This is a genomic window from Streptomyces sp. IMTB 2501 (genome assembly GCF_001953885.1).
Classification (GTDB): domain Bacteria; phylum Actinomycetota; class Actinomycetes; order Streptomycetales; family Streptomycetaceae; genus Streptomyces.
In genome coordinates, this window is record NZ_MQUS01000016.1 from 30,746 (window position 1) to 50,081 (window position 19,336).

Annotated in this window: 14 protein-coding genes; 9 read left to right on the forward strand and 5 right to left on the reverse strand. The window is 72.3% G+C overall.

Features of this window, described 5'->3' with window-relative positions; genetic code table 11:
- Nucleotides 1–218 precede the first annotated feature (218 nt).
- Together AV521_RS26060 and rpmB are read right to left on the reverse strand one after the other, a co-directional pair.
- On the reverse strand, nucleotides 219–3,236 hold the full coding sequence (locus AV521_RS26060; RefSeq protein WP_076091254.1) for a BTAD domain-containing putative transcriptional regulator: 3,018 nt from the start codon (nucleotides 3,234–3,236) through the stop codon (nucleotides 219–221).
- 132 nt (nucleotides 3,237–3,368) lie between these two features.
- The gene (gene rpmB, locus AV521_RS26065) at nucleotides 3,369–3,554 is read right to left on the reverse strand and encodes a 50S ribosomal protein L28 (protein WP_003993230.1); all 186 of its coding nucleotides are present in this window, start codon (nucleotides 3,552–3,554) and stop codon (nucleotides 3,369–3,371) included.
- Between the two features lie 257 nt (nucleotides 3,555–3,811).
- On the opposite strand from rpmB, the gene AV521_RS26070 reads away from it, so the two are divergent.
- Nucleotides 3,812–5,494: a DAK2 domain-containing protein gene (locus tag AV521_RS26070; RefSeq protein WP_076091256.1), complete on the forward strand. Its 1,683-nt coding sequence runs from the start codon at nucleotides 3,812–3,814 to the stop codon at nucleotides 5,492–5,494.
- Between the two features lie 12 nt (nucleotides 5,495–5,506).
- On the opposite strand, the gene AV521_RS26075 is transcribed toward AV521_RS26070, so the two are convergent.
- Both AV521_RS26075 and AV521_RS26080 read right to left on the reverse strand, forming a co-directional pair.
- Nucleotides 5,507–8,449, reverse strand: coding sequence for a hypothetical protein (locus tag AV521_RS26075; RefSeq protein WP_076091258.1), 2,943 nt, complete (start codon nucleotides 8,447–8,449; stop codon nucleotides 5,507–5,509).
- The gene (locus AV521_RS26080; RefSeq protein ID WP_076091260.1) at nucleotides 8,449–10,299 is read right to left on the reverse strand and encodes an HSP90 family protein; all 1,851 of its coding nucleotides are present in this window, start codon (nucleotides 10,297–10,299) and stop codon (nucleotides 8,449–8,451) included. Before AV521_RS26080 ends, AV521_RS26075 begins: the two co-directional genes overlap by 1 nt.
- Before the next feature lie 221 nt (nucleotides 10,300–10,520).
- Between AV521_RS26080 and AV521_RS26085 the strand changes: the two genes are divergently transcribed.
- From AV521_RS26085 to mutM, 8 genes are all read left to right on the forward strand, one after another.
- Nucleotides 10,521–13,682 carry a helicase-related protein gene (locus AV521_RS26085; RefSeq protein WP_076091262.1) on the forward strand — a complete coding sequence of 1,054 codons (3,162 nt, stop codon included), beginning with the start codon at nucleotides 10,521–10,523 and terminating at the stop codon, nucleotides 13,680–13,682.
- A 141-nt stretch (nucleotides 13,683–13,823) separates the two neighbouring features.
- Nucleotides 13,824–14,411 carry a 16S rRNA (guanine(966)-N(2))-methyltransferase RsmD gene (gene rsmD / locus AV521_RS26090; protein WP_076091264.1) on the forward strand — a complete coding sequence of 196 codons (588 nt, stop codon included), beginning with the start codon at nucleotides 13,824–13,826 and terminating at the stop codon, nucleotides 14,409–14,411.
- A gap of 26 nt (nucleotides 14,412–14,437) precedes the next feature.
- Nucleotides 14,438–14,917 carry a pantetheine-phosphate adenylyltransferase gene (coaD, locus tag AV521_RS26095; RefSeq protein ID WP_179023399.1) on the forward strand — a complete coding sequence of 160 codons (480 nt, stop codon included), beginning with the start codon at nucleotides 14,438–14,440 and terminating at the stop codon, nucleotides 14,915–14,917.
- Between the two features lie 57 nt (nucleotides 14,918–14,974).
- Nucleotides 14,975–16,054 carry an ATP synthase F0 subunit B gene (locus AV521_RS26100; RefSeq protein WP_076091268.1) on the forward strand — a complete coding sequence of 360 codons (1,080 nt, stop codon included), beginning with the start codon at nucleotides 14,975–14,977 and terminating at the stop codon, nucleotides 16,052–16,054.
- 178 nt (nucleotides 16,055–16,232) lie between these two features.
- A complete protein-coding gene (locus AV521_RS26105; protein WP_076091270.1) occupies nucleotides 16,233–16,883 on the forward strand; it encodes a DUF177 domain-containing protein in 651 nt (216 codons plus the stop codon).
- Nucleotides 16,884–16,885: 2 nt separating this feature from the next.
- On the forward strand, nucleotides 16,886–17,059 hold the full coding sequence (gene rpmF / locus AV521_RS26110; RefSeq protein ID WP_003951102.1) for a 50S ribosomal protein L32: 174 nt from the start codon (nucleotides 16,886–16,888) through the stop codon (nucleotides 17,057–17,059).
- Between the two features lie 19 nt (nucleotides 17,060–17,078).
- Nucleotides 17,079–17,894 (forward strand): ribonuclease III, encoded by an 816-nt coding sequence (gene rnc, locus AV521_RS26115; RefSeq protein WP_076091272.1) that lies wholly within the window; start codon nucleotides 17,079–17,081, stop codon nucleotides 17,892–17,894.
- 92 nt (nucleotides 17,895–17,986) lie between these two features.
- Nucleotides 17,987–18,847: a bifunctional DNA-formamidopyrimidine glycosylase/DNA-(apurinic or apyrimidinic site) lyase gene (gene mutM, locus AV521_RS26120; protein ID WP_076091274.1), complete on the forward strand. Its 861-nt coding sequence runs from the start codon at nucleotides 17,987–17,989 to the stop codon at nucleotides 18,845–18,847.
- Here the strand turns inward: mutM and AV521_RS26125 are convergent.
- Nucleotides 18,820–19,230, reverse strand: coding sequence for a helix-turn-helix domain-containing protein (locus AV521_RS26125; protein WP_076091537.1), 411 nt, complete (start codon nucleotides 19,228–19,230; stop codon nucleotides 18,820–18,822). The two genes, mutM and AV521_RS26125, sit on opposite strands and share 28 nt — an antisense overlap.
- Nucleotides 19,231–19,336: the final 106 nt, after the last annotated feature.

Genomic DNA, 19,336 nt, shown 5'->3' on the forward strand with positions numbered 1-19,336 from the left:
CTGGTGCTCACCGCTGGGCCCATCGTGTGCCGTGTGCCGGGCCTGGCGTGTGCTGGCTGCGGGGCCTTGCGTGTGCTGACTGCCGGGCCTGGTGTGTGCTGACCGCCCGTCCTCCTGGTGCCCACCGCCGCGTACACCGTGTGCGGGGCCTGTCGTGTGCTGACTGTCCGGCCTGCCGCTCGCCGCCCGCCCGGCCTGTCGTGTGCCGGCTGCCCCGTCTACCGGTCGCCGACCGCCGCCGACCGAAGCAGCCGGCCCCGCTCGAAGGCCCCGTCGTAGACCTCCGGAGGCAGCTGCGCCCGGACGGCCCGCACGGTGCCGGCGACATCGGGGTCGCCCTGGGGTGCGGCGCCCCGCAGACCGGTGCCCGCGCCGAGCAGCACGGCCGCCCGCTCGGGGCTCTCGGCGACGGACGCCAGCGCCTCGGCGCACTCGGCGAGTTCGAGGTGGCCCGGTCCCTCGCCGGCCAGTCCCGTCGCCTGCGTGAACCACTCGCGGGCCTCCTCCGCCCGTCCCTCGGCGGCGGCCGCGCGCCCCAGGCCGATGAGGATGCGCACGGTCTCGCCCACCCCGAACCAGCCGGCGGCACAGGCCCGCAGGCCTTCCTCGTAGTGCCCACGCGCGCGCTTGGGATCACCCGACAGCCGGGCCACGTCACCGAGACCTCTGCGCGCGCCCGCCGCCTTGTCCCGGGCCCCGGCGGTGCGGGCGAGCGTCAGCGCCCGCTCGAAGTCCGCCGCGGCCCGCTCCGGCTGCCCCTGGCGCAGCAGCACGGTGGCGCGGCTGCGCAGCAGGTCGGCCATCTCCTCCGGCGCGGCCAGCTCCGCGACGTACCCGAGCCCCTCGTCCAGCAGCTCCAGGGCGCGCCGTGGTGCGCCGCGCAGCCCGTGGTACATCCCCAGCGGGTCGAGACAGTTGGCCATGCCCCAGCGGTCCCCGGTGCCGCGGAACCCCTCCAGCCCCCGCGCGAAGCACTCCTCGGCCTCCCGGGCACGGCCCGCGAACTGCTCCTGGTAGCCGAGTCCCACGTCCAGCAGCGCACGCGCCCACGGGTCGTCGCCGGCCTGCGTCACAGCCCGCTCGTCGGTGTGCGGCTGCGGGCCCGCCACGATCGACCACAGCACCAGGACGAACGGCATCCGCAGGGGCCCCTCGTACGCGGCGAGGAGGGCGTCCACGCGCGCGACGAGGTCGTCCCGGGCGACTCCATCACCACCTTCGTCCCCGTCTCCGGCGAGCGTGTTCATTGCGCACAGGACGTACTCCTCGACCAGGCCCGGCGGGGGTGCGTCGCCGACGGCGGCCAGCAGGGCGCGGGCGAGCGGCACCTGTTCGCCGTGCAGCCCGCGCAGCCGCCAGAACCAGGACAGTACGGCCATCAGCCGCAGCGCTTGCGCGGTGTCGGTGCCCGTGAGGTGGCGCAGGGCGGCGTCCAGGTTCGCGTGCTCGGCGGCCAGCCGGGCCAGCCAGGGCAGTTGGTCGCCGCCGCGCAGCAACGGCTCGGCGCGCTCGGCGAGCCGCAGACAGTAGGCGGCGTGCGCGTCCCGCAGCGCCGGGCCGTCGGTGACGTGCTCGGCGGCGAAGGCGCGGAGGGTCTCCAGCATCCGGTAACGCCCCTCGGACACCTCCAGGAACGACTTCTCCACCAGCGACGCCAGCAGATCCTCCGGATACGGCACCCCGCACACGGCCTCCACCGCGTCCGCCGTGGCACCCCCCGGGAACACGGTCAGCCGCCCGGCCAGCTCCCGTTCCTCCTCGTCCAGCAGGTCCCAGCTCCACTCCACGACGGCCCGCAGCGTGCGATGGCGGGGCGCCTTGGTGCGGTCGCCGCGGGACAGCAGCCGGAAGCGGTCGTCCAGGCGGTCCGCCAGCTCCTGCGCGTCCAGCGTGCGCAGCCGGGCCGCGGCCAGCTCGATGGCCAGCGGCAGCCCGTCCAGGGCCCGGCAGATGTCCGGTACGCGCGCGTGGCCGTCGAAACCGGGGCGCACCGCGCGGGCACGGTCGAGGAACAGCCGCTCGGCGGGCTCCGGCGGTAGCGCGGGCACCGGTACCAGCACCTCGCCGGTGATGCCGAGGGCCTCCCGGCCGGTGGCGAGGATCCGCACCCCGGGGCAGCAGCCGAGCAGCAGCGTGACGACCCGCGCGGCGTCCTCCACGAGGTGCTCGCAGTTGTCCAGTACCAGCAGCACCTCCCGGTCCTCCAGCGCGGCCAGCAGCCGCCCGGCGCTGTCGGTCGTCGCGGTACGCAGGCCCTCCCGGACCCCGAGGGCGGCGAGCATCACGTACGGGATCCGGGTGCCGTCGGTGAGCGGGGCCAGCTCGACGAGACACGCGTCGGCGCGGGCGCGGACGGCTTCGAGCGCGAGCCGGGTCTTGCCCGCCCCGCCGGGTCCGGTCAGCGTGACCAGCCGGGTGTCGGCGAGGAGTGCGGTGATACGGGCCAGTTCGGCGTCCCGGCCGACGAAGCGGGTCAGCTGGGCCGGGAGCCGCAGCCGAGGCCGGCCGGCCTCGGCACCCCGCAGCAGCTCCAGGTGCAGGGCCGCCAGTTCCGGCGACGGATCCGCGCCCAGTTCGTCGGCGAGCGCGCGCCGGGCCTCCTCGTACACCGTGAGCGCCTCGGCGGGCCGCCCGGCCGCGTGCAGGGCCCGCATCAGCTGCCCGTAGAGCCGCTCGCTCAGCGGCTGCTCGGCCAGCAGCGAGCGCAGCTCGGGCACCAGCTCCGGCCCGCCGCCCAGGGCGAGGTCGGCCTCGGCCCGGTCCTGTACGGCGGCCAGCCGCAGCTCTTCCAGGCGTGCGCTGTCGGCGTGCGCGTCCGGCAGGTCGGGCAGCGCGGGGCCGCGCCACAGGGCGAGCGCCTCGCGCAGCCGGGCCGCGGCACCCTCTGGGTCGCCGGCGGCGAGAGCCTCGCGTCCCTCGCGGGCCAGCCGTTCGAAGCGGTGGGCGTCGACGCGGTCGGCGGGGACGTCGATCCGGTAACCGGCCGGTCCCGCCTCGATCGTGGTGTGCGGGGCCAGCCGCCTGCGCAGCCGGGAGATCTGCGACTGCAGGGCGCCCGCCGCTCCGGCGGGCGGCTCGGCGCCGTACAGGCCGTCGGTCAGCCGCTCCGTGGAGACCGGGCGGCCGGCGTCCAGGAGCAGCAGCGTGAGCAGGGCGCGGGGGCGGGGGCCGCCGGGGTCGATCGGGCCGCCGTCGCCGGTACGGATGTCCAGCGGGCCCAGGATGCCGAAGCGCATTCCCGCGATTCTGGCAGGTGACCGGGATTTCGGGGGACCGGATTTTCCGGGTACGGCAAAAAGCCGGTCCACCCTCAGGTGGACCGGCTCAGTGCAGCGAACCAGCAGTGGCCGCGCGCTCAGCTGTTGGCGTCAGCGCGAGACCTTGCCGGCCTTGATGCACGAGGTGCAAGCGTTCACGCGCTTCGGCGTCCCGCCGACCACGGTACGCACACGCTGGATGTTCGGGTTCCAGCGGCGGGACGTACGGCGGTGCGAGTGCGAGATGTTGTTGCCGAAGCCCGGCCCCTTGCCGCAGACGTCGCAGTTGGCAGCCACGGGTCACTCCAAAGACTTCAGATGCACTTACGGTTAATCCCGGCATGCCGGGATCGAGATCGTACGACCTGAGATCTGAGTGGCGTTGCCAGGGGAACAGCCCGATCGGGATCGGGCAACCGGAGCAGCATACAACGGCTGCGCCCGTACAACGAAACTACCATGGCAGCTCAGGGCCCCGCTCCCGGCCCTCTTCCGGCGGACAGGGGTCCACGGTCTACGCTGCGACCACGTCCAGCCAGTTCAGGGAGGCGCAGGTGGCGCAGGTGCCGCAGACATTCCTCGATGCTCTCGCGGTGCGCACCTGGTGCGGTCTGGCGCTCGCGGCGGTGGGGCGCGCGCGTGCGGAGATCGACGCGATCAACGTCTATCCGGTGGCCGACGGTGACACCGGAACGAATCTCTACCTCACCCTGGAGTCGGCGGCCACGGCCGTGGAGGCGGTGTTCGCCGGGTACGAGACGGGCGCCGGGGAGCCGTCCCTCGCGGACGCCTCGCACGCGATGGCCCACGGGGCCCTCATCGGGGCCCGGGGCAACTCCGGGACCATCCTGGCGCAGCTGCTGCGGGGCATGGCCCAGGTATTCGCCGACGACGCCGGGCGTGAGGCGCCGCGCATCGACGGCGCCGGGCTGCGGCTGGCGCTGCGGCGGGCCGCGGACTCCGCCCGGCAGGCCGTGGCCCACCCCGTGGAGGGCACGGTGCTGACGGTCGCCTCGGCCGCCGCCGAGGCCGCCGAAGGGGCCGAGGGCGACTGCGGGACGATCGCGCGGGCGGCCTACGAGGGTGCGCGGACGGCCCTGGCGGCCACACCGGAGCAGCTGGCCGTGCTCGGCCGGGCCGGGGTGGTCGACGCGGGGGGGCAGGGGCTCGTGGCGGTGCTCGGTGCGCTGGTGGAGGCGTTCACGGGGGAGGCGGTACGGGAGACGCCGACCGTTCCGGAGGCCGTTTCCGGCGGGCACGCGCGCGTGGAGCCCGTTTCCGACGCCGACCTCTGCGCCGAAAGGTCCGACGACGGCGGGCCCGCCTACGAGGTGATCTATCTCCTGGAGGCCGACGACCCGGCCGTGGCCCGGCTCCGGGCCCGCCTCGACGCCCTCGGCGACTCCCTGGTGGTGGTCGGCGGCGACGGGCTGTGGAACGTCCATGTGCACGTCGACGACGCGGGCGCCGCCGTGGAGGCGGGCGTCGAGGCCGGACGGCCGTACCGGATCCGGATCACCCACTTCGGGCTCGGCGACGCGCACACCGGCGGCGAGCGGCTCCCGCGCGAGCGCGTCCAGCGGGCCGTCGTCGCCGTCGTACCGGGCGAGGGCCTGGCCGGGCTGTACAGCGAGGCGGGCGCCACGACCGTCCTCGCGCGCCCCGGGGAGCCGCCCGCCAGCGGGGAGCTGGTGCAGGCGCTGCGGCGCGCCCACGCGCGCGAGGTCGTCCTGCTGCCCAACGACGCCGAGCTGCGCCATACGGCCGCCGCGGCCGCCGAGCAGGCCCGCACCGAGGGCATCCGGGTGGCCCTGATCCCGACCCGCTCGGCGGTCCAGGGCATCGCCGCGCTCGCCGTGCACGAGTCGGAGCGCCGGTTCGACGAGGACGTCGTCCAGATGACCGCCGCGGCGGGCGCCACCCGGTACGCCGAGGTCGTCGTCGCCGAACACGAGTCCTGGACGACGGCCGGCATCTGCCAGGCCGGGGACGTGCTCGGGCTGATCGACGGCGACGTGGCGGTCATCGGCCCCGAGGTCACCGCCACCGCCGCGACCGTCCTGGACCGCATGCTCCAGGCCGGCGGCGAGCTGGTCACCCTCGTCGTCGGCGACGAGGCCCCCGAGACCATCGCCGAGCACCTGGAGGCACGCGTACGGGAGTCCTACCTCGCCGTGGACACCGTGGTGTACCGGGGCGGCCGGCAGGGGACGCTGCTGCTCATCGGCGTGGAGTGACCCGACACCGCCTCACTGTTCGAGCAACTGGGCTGCCTCCGCCCGCCGGGCCCGTACGGTCTCGTCCGCGTCGTCGGTGTCCTCGTAGGCCGCGAGTACGGAACGCGCGCGTGCCGCCGCCTCCGCGGGCCGGCCGAGGTCGGCCGCCAGCCAGCCGGCGGCGAGTTCGGCGCCGGTACGGTCGTGCAGCCCGTCCGCGCCCAGGGTGCCGAACAGCGCGGCCGCCCGCTCCAGCTGGACCAGCGCCGCCTCGAACGCGGCCCGGATCACGCCGTCTTCGGCCTCCTCGGCCACCGAGCGGGCCAGCAGATCGCCGAACTGGCTGTGAGTGTGGGCCAGTTCGATGCCGAGCTGCTCCCGGGCCACCGGGTCCGCGGCGGCCTCCAGCGCCCGCTCGCACTCCCGTACCGCCTCCGCCATCAGCTCGCGCGCACCCTCGGCTGCACCGTCCCCGCGCAGCGCCAGCCAGCCACGGGCCCGCAACGAGCGGACGCGGAAAGGCGCGTTGCCCAGCGCGTGCCACAGCTCGCCCGCACGCGCGTAGGCCCGATCCGCCTCCTCCAGCAGACCGGCCTTGCTCAGGGACTCGCCCGCGAGATGGGCGAGCGTGGCGTGGTCCTGCTGCTCGGGCCAGAGCCGGGCGATCTCGGCCGCGCGCAGCCGGTGTTCGGCGGCCGCGCGGTGGTCGCCCAGCTCGCTCAGGCAGTCGCCGAGCCACCACCGTGCCTGGACGACGGCCCCGTCGCCGTGCGTCTGGGCGGACAGGTCGGCCAGCGCCGACTCCAGCACCTCGGCGGCCTCCGCGCAGCGGCCCTGGCGCAGCAGCAGCCCGCCCAGTTGCTGTCGCGCCCAGCCGCCCAGCGCGCTTCCCCCGGAGGGGGTACCCCCGGCGCCCGCCTCGTCGGCCCAGTGCGCGGCCTCCCAGGCGTGCTCGGCGGCCTCGGCGACCGCACCCCGCGCGCCGACGATCTCCGCGAGCTGCAGATGCAGCTGCGCCCGCCCGACCGGCTCCACGTACGGCCCGCCGTGCTCCAGGGCGGAGCGCAGCGCCCGCTCGGCCCCGGCCGGGTCGCCGGCCTGATGGGCGAGGGCGGCCACCTGCGCCTCGTACTCCACCGCGAACCACGGCAGCCCGGCGCTCACGTACCCGTCGACCGCCCGCCGGAACAGCTCCGCTGCCCGGTCGCCGTCCCCGCGCAGCAGCGCCAGCTCGGCGAGCATCCCGCGCGCCTCCGCGTCCCGGGCGGCCAGCCGTACGTCGTCCGCGACCCGCCCCCCGACCAGTGCGAGCACCTCGCGCACGGCCTGCTCGGCCCGGGCGAGGCCCTCCGTGACGGCCGCCTCGCCGGATCCGTCGTGCACGCACCGCATCAGGATCCGGGCGCGGCTCATCACCACCGAGGCCGTCTGCCGTACGCCGGTGGCCTCGTCGGCGTACAGCGCGAGGGCCTCGTCGTACAGTCCGGTGACCGCTTCCAGAGCGGCGTCCACCTCGCCCGCCAGGGCGCGGACGTACGTGGCACGCGCGCGTGCCGCCAGTGCCTCGCCGAGGTCGCCCGCCTCCGTGTACAGCGCCGCCGCCCGCTCGAACAGCTCGACGCCCTCGGGGCCGCTGGCCATCGCCTCGTGGTCGGCGATCTCCGCGCGGTCGCGTGGCGCCGGCTCGGTGCCGCGCGCGGCCCGCGCGACCGCGGCCCAGGCCTCAAGGGCGTGCGGCTGCAGCGTCTCGGACAGCCGCCGTGCCTCGGCGAGCAGCGCCGCCAGGTCGGGCGTGTCCGCGGCCTCGGCCACCGGTGGCGCGGCCGCCGGTGGCGGCGCGGGGCGCACCGTACGCACGCCCAGCGGCAGCCGGTCCACCAGCGGCTGCTGCGCCATCCGCGCGCGGGTCCGCTCACCGACATTCGACGTGCCGTTGCGCCGGTCGAACCGCTCGGCCAGCTCCAGCGCCTCCTTACGCGCGTGCCCGGCGAGTTCCCCCGCGGTCCAGGACCGCCCGGCCGGCCCCGGCACCCGCTGTCCGGCGAGTCCCAGCCCGGTCAGCCGGTCCATCAGCAGCGCCACCACGGCCAGGAAGTCCAGCCGGCTGCGCGGATGCCCGGTGTCCGTGAAGTACGCCGGACGCTCGGCGAGCAGCTCCAGGCCGCGCGCCTCGTTGCCGGTCAGCGCGCAGAACTCCACATGGTCGGCGTACGCGCCGCGCATCGACTCCATCGGGCGGACGAGCCGGAAGCCCCGCAGATGGTGGGCGCGCGCCTCGTCCGCGCGCCCAAGGCGCAGCAGCGGAGCCAGCGAGGACGCCAGCACGGTGTGCGGTTCGTGCGCGCAGGCGAACTCGCCCTCCAGCACCGGCCGCCACAGTTCCAGCGCCTGCGCGTCCCGGCCGCGCGTGACCTGCCAGATGCCCTGCGCGTGCAGCTCGCACGCGTGGCAGTCGGCCATCGCGTCCCGGTCCGCGGCGAGCCACGCCGAGTACGCCCGCTCCGCGCGCGGCACGTCCCCGGTGTGCTCGGCCACACTGAACTCAGCGCTGTGCACGGCCCGTTCGGAGTGCCCGGCGAGCCGGTAGCGGTGCGCCATCTCGCCGAGCCACTTCTCGATCGAGGCGAGCGGGATGTGCGGCTGGTCCAGCATGCCCGCCGACATCCACTTGAAGACCCAGTGCAGCGAGTGCGCCTCGTACTCGTCGAAGTCCTCCGGCCGTTCGTCCCACATGCGCAGCAGCCGCGCGAACGGGACGAACATCTTGTCCTTCTCGGAGCTGTAGTTGTAGACCTTCAGCTGGTGTCCGAGCGCCTCGATCACGGCGAGCGGGATGTTCAGCAGCTCGGCCTCGGCGAGCAGCTGCTCCGCGCGCGCGTTGCGGGCCGGACCCTCCGGCCGCCCGGCGTTCTCCTCCAGCGCCCGGCGCAGCGCGTCGAGGTCGGTGATTCCGTCGATTCCGTCGCCGTCACCCATCAGCGATCACCCTCCCCGTGCGTGGACCCGCCGTGTGTGGCCCATTCCAGGAGGCCGATGAACGCCCGGTTCAGCAGCGCCGAGTCGGCCGGCCGGAGCGGGCGATGCGCCATCAGCAGGGCCTGCCCGTACAGCGACTCGGTGGCGGTGCCGATCAGTTCCGGGTCCTTCAGTGAACCGATGCGCCGGATCAGCGGGTTGAGATGGTTGAGCACCAGACGCGCGCGTGGCGCGCTGCCGCGCAGCGAGCCCAGGATGCCCGCCCACAGGTCGTCCGCCTGCTCCTCGGCCGCCGCGCGCGCCTGTTCGTGCCGGGCGGCCCGGTCGTCCAGGTGCAGCGCGGGCACCGACAGCGGGTGGAAGGCGCGCAGCACGACGTCGCAGTTCAGCGGGTCGAGCCGGGCCCGCGCGGCCGCCAGGAAGCCGGTCAGGGCCAGCTCCTCGCCCGGGTCGACCGCGTCCAGGTGCGCGGTCACGGTGTCCGCGTCCAGCTCGGCGACGACCGTCCCCGGCCGCACCGACGGCAGCGCCTCGACCAGCTCGCCGTCGTACGTGTAGCCGCCGTTGACGACCCCGACACCCTGCGCCGAGGCGATCGGCGCGACCTGCCGGTACTCCTCGACGGTCCGCGTGAAGTGCACCACCGGGTGCCGCTGCGCGAACTCCTCCAGGGACAGCTGCCCGTCGGTGGTCTCGAACGGCAGCCAGGGCAGCATCGTGCGCAGCATGCCGCGGTCGTGCCGGGCGAGGGACTTCACGCCCAGGTGGTGCACGGCGAGAAAGGCCGTCAGCCGCTCGGGATCACCGGCGGCGAGTCCCGTGAGCCACGAACGAATCCTCTCGCCGAGCGCCTCCCGCACGGCGGCCAGCGTCTCGTCCTCGTACAGCGACTCGCGCGAGGCCGTGGGCCGCAGGCTGTCGGTGTCCAGCACACACCGCACGAAGAACGCCCAGTCGGGGAGCAGCTGTTCGGCCCGCTCGGTCAGCAGCATGCCCTTCAGATGCACCCGGTGGGTCGCCCGCTGGGCGGGGCTCACGGCCGCGGGCAGCACGTACGCCACCCCGCGGATCCCGGCCGGCGGCACGTCCAGGTCGATCGAGTCCAGCGGCGCGAAACCGAACAGCTCGCGACAGTGCCGGGCCAGCGCCACCCGTCTGCTCGCCGGGCTCGGATACCGCCGGTCCCAGGGCGCGGGCAGCTCGGTGACCGGCTCCTCGCCCACCCGGACGTCGTACGGCAGCAGCGCGCCGAAGTCGCGGGCCAGGGTCAGCACCCGCTCCGGCGCCAGCCACTCGGCCGCTCCCGCGCGGGCGGTGAGATACACGGTGGTGCCCGGCTCGGGCCGCGCCGAGCCGTCCAGCGTGCGCACGGTGTACGAGCCGTCGTCGCGCGCGATCCACTCCACCGGCGGCGTGCCGGGCGTACGGGCGCTGCGGCTGACCACCCGGATCCGCTCGGCGACCAGGAAACAGGCGAGCAGACCGATGCCGAACTGGCCGAGGAAGTCCGAGCGGGCCTCCCGCAGGCTCTCGGCGCGCTTGGAGCTGCGCCCGATGGTGGCCAGCAGTTCGTGCACGTCCGCCTCGGTGAGGCCGACGCCGCTGTCCTCCACCCGCAGGCCGCCGTCCACCGGGTGCAGCCGGATCAGCGCCGGAGCGTCCGGCTGTTCGGCCCGCCGCGCGGTGACGGCGTCGACGGCGTTCTGCAGCAGCTCGCGCAGATAGACCTTGGGACTGGAGTAGAGGTGATGGGAGAGCAGGTCCACCAGGCCGCGCAGGTCGACCTGGAAGGTGTGAGGTGAGTGAGGTGACTGGGATGCCTGGGCTGACTGTGAGGTCTGGGAGTCCATCGTCACTGCGCCGGAGGGGGGCGTGCGTGCGGCGCGGGGTCGGGCGGTCCCGGCGGGGCGGTGACCGCGAAGGATGGCCGGAGCGCGCCATCCTAGAGCCGGATCATCCCACCTGACCAGGGGTTTCCCGGATGTTAACGGCCGTTCGGCCGAATCCGCAGGGCAGCACCACCATGTTCCGCGGGGCGGGGTCTACGGCATTGTCAGTGCCGTGGTGTGCAATGGATCTCGTGCCCGCACTGGAAGAACCACTGAAGCAGCCACTGAAGTCAGTGCTCGGCCCCGCCACCGCGAAGGTGATGGCCGAGCACCTCGGCCTGCACACCGTCGGCGACCTCCTCCACCACTACCCGCGCAGATACGAGGAGCGCGGCCAGCTCACCCATCTCGCCGACCTCCCCATGGACGAGCACGTCACGGTGGTCGCCCAGGTGGCCGACGCCCGGCTGCACACCTTCGCCTCCGCCAAGGCCCCCCGCGGCAAGGGCCAGCGCCTGGAGGTCACGATCACCGACGGCAGTGGCAGGCTCCAGCTGGTCTTCTTCGGCAACGGCGTCCACAAACCCCACAAGGAGCTGCTGCCGGGCACACGCGCGATGTTCGCCGGCAAGGTCTCCGTCTTCAACCGCCGCCTCCAACTCGCCCATCCGGCCTACGAGTTGCTCCGAGGCGACAGCGACGAGACGGTCGAGAGCTGGGCCGGCGCCCTGATCCCCATCTACCCCGCCACGGCCAAACTGGAGTCCTGGAAGATCGGCAAGGCGGTCCAGACGGTCCTGCCCACCGCCCAGGAGGCCCTCGACCCGCTGCCGCCGTCCCTCCGCGAGGGCCGCGCCCTGGTCCCCCTCCCCGAGGCCATCCTCAAGATCCACCGCCCTCACACCAAGGCCGACATCGCGGACGCCCGCGCCCGCCTGAAGTGGGACGAGGCCTTCGTCCTCCAGGTCGCCCTGGCCCGCCGCCGCCACGCGGACGCCCAGCTCCCGGCCGTCCCCCGCCGCCCGAAGCCCGACGGCCTCCTCGCGGCCTTCGACGACCGCCTGCCCTTCACCCTCACCGAGGGCCAGCGGAAGGTCTCCAAGGAGATCTTCGACGACCTCGCCACGGAACACCCGATGCACCGTCTGCTGCAGGGCGAGGTCGGATCGGGCAAGGCCCAGCCTCTTGACTCGCTCGTGCTGACACCCGTCGGTTTCCGCCGTATGGGGGACTTGAGGGTGGGAGACGAGGTTGTCGTGCCGAACGGCGAGATCTCGCTGATCGATGGTGTCTTTCCCCAAGGGGATCGTGATGTCTGGCGGCTGATCCTTTCCGATGGGAGTTCGGTCGAGTGCGACGACGAGCATCTCTGGATTGTCGGTACGAGTCGCGGGTGGCAGCGTGGCCAGGCCCCCGATGTCATGACGACTCGGGAGATCCGCCTCGACCTGTTCGAGGCGAACGGAGACTCGAAGTGGTACCTCCCGGCGGCCACCCCGGTTGATCTGGGAGACGATTCCGGACTGCCCCTCGATCCGCACCTGTTCGGTCTCCTTCTTGGAGACGGCTCATACCGGCACAACCTGCGTCACACCACCGTGGACGACGAGATCCGTGACGCGACACATCGTGCCGGGGGCGTACGAAATCCTGTGATCCAAACGCTGCGAGACCTGGGTCTTCGGGATGAGTCCGCGCATGGAGAATTCGTTCCCGAGGAATTCAAGAACACCTCGATCAAGAACCGGCATGCTCTGTTGCAAGGGCTCCTGGATGCCAATGGCACCGTCGGGAAAGACGGCTTGAGTATCTCGCTCTGCTCGGCTTCGCGCAGACTCGCTGATGATGTCGCCTGGCTGGTCCGCTCACTCGGTGGCCGGGCACAAGTACTTCCGAAGAAGGCCGCGTTCAACGTCTCGGTGGTCATGCCCGAGGAATACGCGCCGTTCAGGCTCGCCCGCAAAGTCGAGCGGGTCCGTCCGCGCCCCGAGTACAACGCCTTTCGGCGAGGAATCCGTGCCGTGGAGTACGTGGGGCGCAAACCCGTCCAGTGCATCAGCGTCGCGCACCCCAGCCACGCTTATGTGACCGACAACTTCACGGTGACCCACAACACGATGGTGGCCCTGCGCGCCATGCTCGCCGTGGTCGACGCCGGCGGGCAGGCGGCCATGCTCGCGCCCACCGAGGTCCTCGCCCAGCAGCACCACCGCTCGATCACCGAGATGATGGGCGAGCTGGCCGAGGGCGGCATGCTGGGCGGCGCCGAGCACGCCACCAAGGTCGTGCTGCTCACCGGCTCCATGGGCGCCGCCGCCCGCCGCCAGGCCCTGCTGGACCTGGTCACCGGCGAGGCCGGCATCGTCATCGGCACCCACGCCCTGATCGAGGACAAGATCCAGTTCGATGACCTCGGCCTGGTCGTGGTCGACGAACAGCACCGCTTCGGCGTGGAGCAGCGAGACGCGCTGCGCGGCAAGGGCAAACAGCCGCCCCACCTCCTGGTCATGACGGCCACCCCCATCCCGCGCACGGTCGCCATGACGGTCTTCGGCGACCTGGAGACCTCCGTGCTCGACCAGCTCCCGGCCGGCCGCTCCCCGATCGCCAGCCATGTCGTCCCCGCCGCCGACAAGCCCCACTTCCTCGCCCGCGCCTGGGAGCGGATCCGGGAAGAGGTGGCGAACGGCCATCAGGCGTACGTCGTCTGCCCCCGCATCGGTGACGACATCGATGAGGCCGCCGACCAGAAGAAGGCGAAGAAGTCCCCGGAGGACGAGGCCGAGAAGCGTCCTCCCCTGGCCGTCCTCGACGTGGCGGAGCAGTTGGCGAAGGGCCCCCTCCAGGGCCTGAAGGTCGAGGTCCTCCACGGCCGTATGCACCCCGACGACAAGGACGCGGTGATGCGCCGCTTCGCGGCCGGCGAGACGGACGTCCTGGTCGCCACGACCGTGATCGAGGTGGGCGTCAACGTTCCCAACGCCACCGCCATGGTGATCATGGACGCCGACCGCTTCGGTGTCTCCCAGCTCCACCAGCTCCGCGGCCGCGTCGGCCGTGGCTCGGCCCCCGGTCTGTGCCTCCTGGTCAGCGAGATGCCCGAGGCCAGCGCCGCCCGTCAGCGCCTGAACGCCGTCGCCTCCACCCTCGACGGCTTCGAGCTCTCCCGCATCGACCTCGAACAGCGCCGCGAGGGCGACGTCCTCGGCCAGGCCCAGTCCGGCGCCCGCACCAGCCTGCGCGTCCTGGCGGTCATCGAGGACGAGGAGGTCATCGCGGAGGCGAGGGAGGAGGCGACGGCGGTGGTGACGGCGGATCCGGAGCTGCAGCGTCTGCCGGGTCTGCGTACGGCTCTGGACGCCCTCCTGGACGAAGAAAGAGAGCAGTACTTGGAAAAGGGGTGAACTGGTTCTTGCGCAGGGGCGCGGGGCAGCATGGGACATGCGGCCACCGCCGCGATGGAGGTCCCCCACTCGATCGAAGCCGAGAGCGGGGGAGCGACCGGTCACAATGAACCGTAAAGCCGCCACGACGAAGGACCCCACATGACCCGCGTGATCGCCGGCCTGGCCGGCGGACGGCGCCTCTCGGTACCGCCCGGCACCGGAACCCGGCCGACATCAGACCGCGCACGTGAAGGTCTCTTCTCCACCTGGCAGGCGCTGCTCGGCGGTCCCCTCGAAGGTGAACGAGTCCTCGACCTCTACGCGGGCTCGGGTGCCGTAGGCCTGGAGGCCCTCTCCCGGGGCGCGAGCCACACCCTGCTCGTCGAGGCCGACGCCCGCGCGGCGAAGACCGTGCGCGACAACGTGAAGAACCTGGGCCTCCCCGGCGCCGAGGTGAGAACGGGCAAAGCGGAACAGATCATCCAGACGGCGGCGCCGACGGAGCCGTACGACATCGTCTTCCTCGACCCCCCGTACGCCGTCACAGATGACGATCTTCGCGAGATTCTCCTCACACTCCGCTCGTTGGGCTGGCTCGCGAAGGACGCGCTGGTCACCGTGGAGCGCAGCACCAGAGGCGGCGCATTCCACTGGCCGGACGGTTTCGAGGCCCTGCGGTCCCGTCGCTACGGCGAGGGAACGTTTTGGTACGGTCGCGCCGCCGCTACGTGCGAAGACGCACAATGACCGGACCGGAGAGCGAGGGATCACAAGTGCGCCGCGCCGTCTGTCCCGGGTCGTTCGACCCGATCACCAACGGACATCTCGACATCATTGGCCGCGCCTCCCGTCTGTACGACGAGGTCTACGTCGCGGTGATGATCAACAAGTCCAAGAAGGGCCTGTTCGAGATCGAGGAGCGGATCGAGCTGATCCGCGAGGTCACCGCCGACTACGCCAACGTCCGCGTCGAGGCCTTCCACGGCCTCCTCGTCGACTTCTGCAAGCAGCGCGACATTCCTGCGATCGTCAAGGGTCTGCGCGCCGTCAGCGACTTCGACTACGAACTGCAGATGGCGCAGATGAACATGGGCCTCACCGGCGTCGAAACGCTCTTCGTGCCCACCAACCCCACCTACAGCTTCCTCTCCTCCTCCCTGGTCAAGGAGGTCGCGGCCTGGGGCGGAGACGTCTCCCACCTGGTGCCCGCCCCGGTGCTGGAGGCCCTGAACAAGCGCCTGCGCAAGGACTGATGGGGCTACAGTCGTCCCGTCCGTCTCCAACCCGGCTGTAGAGAGTGGCGAGCACAGGTGGACGTGCAGAAGAAGCTCGACGAGATCGTCTCCGCGGTCTCAGGCGCCCGGTCCATGCCCATGTCGGCGTCCTGCGTGGTCAACCGCGCCGAGCTGCTCGCGATGCTGGAAGAGGTGCGCCAGGCCCTGCCCGGCTCCCTCGCGCAGGCGCAGGAGCTGATCGGCGGCCGTGAGCAGATGGTCGAGCAGGCACGCCAGGAGGCCGAGCGGATCATCGAGAACGCGCATGCCGAGCGCGGTTCGCTGATCTCCGACACCGAGGTCGCCCGCCGCTCCCAGGGCGAGGCCGAGCGGATCGTCGCCGAGGCCCGCCAGGAGGCCGAGGAGGTCCGCGCCGAGGCCGACGACTACGTCGACTCCAAGCTCGCCAACTTCGAGGTCGTCCTCACCAAGACCCTGGGCTCGGTCGGCCGCGGCCGCGAGAAGCTGCTCGGCACCGGCCCCGGTCTGGACGAGAACGGCTACGAAGACGAGGACGCCCCCGAGCGCAGCCACGACCCGCAGACCCTGCGCCAGACCGCCGACCAGTACGTCGACGCCAAGCTGGGCGCCTTTGAGGCGGTCCTCGCCAAGACCCTGGAGGCCGTCGGCCGCGGCCGGCAGAAGCTGCACGGCCGTACCGCCACGGACGACCTCGGTGCCCTCGCCGACGACCCCACGACCTTCCAGCACTCCAGCGACGCCGACTACCTCGCCGACCTCGCCGCCCTCGCGGAGCAGGACACCCCGGCCGAGCGCACGGCCCAGCCGGCGCAGCAACAGCCGCAGCAGCCGTCGTACGAGCCACAGCCCGCCTACGGCTACGACCAGCAGCAGCCGGACCCCTACGGGAGCTTCCCGCAGCAGCCCGCCGCCTACGCCCAGCAGGACCCCTACGGCTACCAGCAGGCGGACCCCTACGCCTACCAGGGTGCCTATGACCCCCAGCAGGCCGCCTACGACCCGCAGCAGGTCCAGCAGCAGCCCCACCAGCACCAGCCGCAGCAGGGCTACGCTCTCGACGAGACCAGCCTCTTCGACACCAGCATGATCAGCGCGGAGCAGCTCAGGGCGTACGAGCAGGGCCGGGGACTGTAGGGCGCGGCCGCGCGCGATCGTCGCCCGCTGACCACCGGCGACCACCGCCGACCACCGGATTGGGCCGAGAGCGAAAGGTCCAGTATCCTGGCTCTTCGGTCGCGCGTACGTCCGCGATCACCGCTGCCCTCGGCATCGACGGGCGGCGGCCCTCCGAGCTCGAAGATCGAAAGCAGGAATGGCTTCCAACGCCCGCCTCGACCACCGCAACCCTCTCGTGTTCGACACACACGAGCTGGGTCGGCGTCCTGGCGCGCTGCAGCGCCTGACCCGCATGATCGACGCTCCCGCCGATCTCGGCATCCAGGGAGTCATCGGAGTGCCGGAAGGCGCCCCGGTGGAGCTCGAACTCCGACTTGAGTCGGTCATGGAAGGGGTGCTCGTCACAGGCACCGCCCGTGCACAGGCCGAGGGGGAGTGCGTAAGGTGTCTGGAGCCGGTCGGGCTGGAGCTCGAAGCGGACTTCCAGGAACTGTTCTCGTACCCTGACGCCGACGACCGGGGCCGCGTGATCGCGGAACCGGGCGACGACGCCGAGGACGACGAGGACAGGTTCTTCCTCGAGGACGGACTGTTCGACCTCGAACCTCTGCTGCGCGATGCGGTGGTGCTCGCACTGCCGATGCAGCCGGTGTGCCAGGAAGACTGCCCGGGCCTGTGCTCCGAGTGCGGAGCGCGGCTCGCGGACGACCCGGACCACCATCACGACGCCGTCGACATCCGTTGGGCGGCTTTGCAGGGACTCGCCGGTTCCATGAAGGACGGCGAGAAGGACGAGATGAGCGGCGCCGAAGCGGAAGCGGGCGTCGACGAGAAGCAGGAGAAGTAGCCGTGGCTGTTCCGAAGCGGAAGATGTCGCGCAGCAACACGCGCCACCGCCGGTCGCAGTGGAAGGCTGCGGTCCCCACCCTGGTTGCGTGCGAGCGCTGCCACGAGCCCAAGCAGCAGCACATCGCGTGCCCGTCTTGCGGCACCTACAACAAGCGCCAGGTCCTCGAAGTCTGAGCGGCTGGTGAGAGGCACCGTGTCCACGCCAAAGAAGAACGCATCGGACAATACGGCCTCGTCCCACACGCTTCTGGAAGGGCGGCTCGGCTATCAGGTCGAGTCCGCCCTTCTGGTGCGTGCGCTGACCCACCGTTCCTACGCATACGAGAACGGCGGTCTGCCGACGAACGAGCGGCTGGAGTTCCTCGGGGACTCCGTGCTCGGTCTCGTCGTCACGGACACGCTGTACCGCACCCACCCCGACCTGCCCGAGGGCCAGCTGGCCAAGCTGCGGGCCGCGGTGGTCAACTCGCGTGCGCTGGCGGAGGTCGGCCGCGGCCTCGACCTGGGCTCCTTCATCCGGCTCGGCCGTGGTGAAGAGGGCACGGGCGGCCGGGACAAGGCGTCCATCCTCGCCGACACCCTGGAAGCGGTGATCGGCGCGGTCTATCTCGACCAGGGCCTCGACTCGGCGTCCGAGCTGGTGCACCGGCTCTTCGACCCGCTGATCGAGAAGTCCTCGAACCTCGGAGCCGGCCTGGACTGGAAGACGTCCCTCCAGGAGCTGACCGCGATCGAAGGGCTCGGTGTGCCCGAGTACCTCGTCACGGAGACCGGCCCCGACCACGAGAAGACCTTCACTGCTGCCGCCCGCGTCGGAGGCGTCTCGTACGGCACCGGCACCGGCCGCAGCAAGAAGGAGGCGGAGCAGCAGGCAGCCGAGTCCGCCTGGCGGGCCATCAAGGCCGCCGCGGACGAGCGCGCCAAGTCGGCCAAGGAAGCGGCCACCCAGGCCGCCAAGGCCGGCGATGCGGCTCCGGAGGCCGGCGACCCGTCGTCCGCTCCTGCCTGACCCGACAGCAGTACCAGCAGTACCGAGCGCCCGCCCCGCGGTTCCCGACGGGGCGGGCGCTCGCTCATCCACCGCTCTGTACGGGGGTCCCGATGCCCGAGTTGCCCGAGGTCGAGGTCGTCCGGCGCGGCCTTGCGCGTTGGGTCGCCCATCGCACCGTCGCCGAGGTCGAGGTGCTGCACCCGCGTGCCGTGCGCCGGCACATCGCGGGTGCCGACGACTTCGCGCACCGGCTCAAGGGCCACCACATCGGCACCCCCAGCCGCCGCGGCAAGTACCTGTGGCTGCCGCTGGAGGAGACGAACCAGTCCGTCCTCGCCCACCTCGGTATGAGCGGCCAGCTGCTGGTGCAGCCCCATGAGACGCCGGACGAGAAGCACCTGCGCATCCGGGTCCGGTTCGCCGACTCCCTCGGCACCGAACTCCGCTTCGTCGACCAACGCACCTTCGGCGGGCTGTCGTTGCACGACAACACCCCCGACGGCCTGCCCGACGTCATCGCGCACATCGCCCGCGACCCCCTCGATCCGCTGTTCGACGACGAGGCCTTCCACCAGGCGCTCCGCCGCAAGCGGACCACGATCAAGAGGGCCCTGCTGGACCAGTCGCTGATCAGCGGGGTCGGCAACATCTACGCGGACGAGGCGCTGTGGCGCGCCCGCATCCACTACGAGCGCCCGACGGCGAACTTCACCCGCCCGGTCACGACCGGACTCCTCGGCCACGTCCGGGACGTGATGAACGCGGCCCTCGACGTCGGCGGCACCAGCTTCGACAGCCTGTACGTCAACGTGAACGGCGAGTCGGGCTACTTCGACCGCTCCCTCGACGCGTACGGCCGTGAGGGCGAGCCCTGCGGGCGGTGCGGCACGCCGATCCGCCGCCGCCCCTGGATGAACCGGTCCAGCTACTTCTGCCCGCGGTGTCAGAGGGCGCCGCGCGTCTCGTCGTAACGCGCGCGTGCCGCGAGGACGTCGTCCATGGCGCCCTCCACGCAGTGGATGAGCGCCAGCAGACGCTCGGCGACCTGGCGGCCCAGGGGGGTCAGTTCGTAGTCCACGCGCGGCGGGTTGGTCGGCTGTGCCTCGCGGCGCACCAGGCCGTCGCGCTCCAGCGCGTGCAGCGTCTGGGACAGCATCTTCTCGCTCACCCCGTCGACCCGGCGGCGCAGCTCGTTGAAGCGCAGCGAGCCCTCGTACAGCGCGCCGAGCGTCAGTCCGCCCCAGCGGCCCGTGACGTGCTCCAGCGTGCCGCGGGACGGGCAGGCCTTGGCGAAGACGTCGTAGGCGAGGTCGTCGTATGCCTGGTCGTCGTGGTCCTGGGTGGTGGAGGTCATACCGGCGGTCATGTCCTTGAGGATACGCGTACACAGCGCTAACCACCAGGTTGCACTATCTATAAGTTAGTGCTTTTCTTTGGTTACTGCTTTTGAGCTGCCCACT

Coding starts and splice junctions, on each gene's coding strand:
- AV521_RS26060 (WP_076091254.1), bottom strand. CDS start 3,236: ATGCGCTTCGGCATCCTGGGCCCGCTGGACATCCGTACCGGCGACGGC.
- AV521_RS26075 (WP_076091258.1), bottom strand. CDS start 8,449: ATGGGTGACGGCGACGGAATCGACGGAATCACCGACCTCGACGCGCTG.
- AV521_RS26080 (WP_076091260.1), bottom strand. CDS start 10,299: ATGGACTCCCAGACCTCACAGTCAGCCCAGGCATCCCAGTCACCTCAC.
- AV521_RS26085 (WP_076091262.1), top strand. CDS start 10,521: ATGGATCTCGTGCCCGCACTGGAAGAACCACTGAAGCAGCCACTGAAG.
- rsmD (WP_076091264.1), top strand. CDS start 13,824: ATGACCCGCGTGATCGCCGGCCTGGCCGGCGGACGGCGCCTCTCGGTA.
- AV521_RS26105 (WP_076091270.1), top strand. CDS start 16,233: ATGGCTTCCAACGCCCGCCTCGACCACCGCAACCCTCTCGTGTTCGAC.
- mutM (WP_076091274.1), top strand. CDS start 17,987: ATGCCCGAGTTGCCCGAGGTCGAGGTCGTCCGGCGCGGCCTTGCGCGT.
- AV521_RS26125 (WP_076091537.1), bottom strand. CDS start 19,230: ATGACCTCCACCACCCAGGACCACGACGACCAGGCATACGACGACCTC.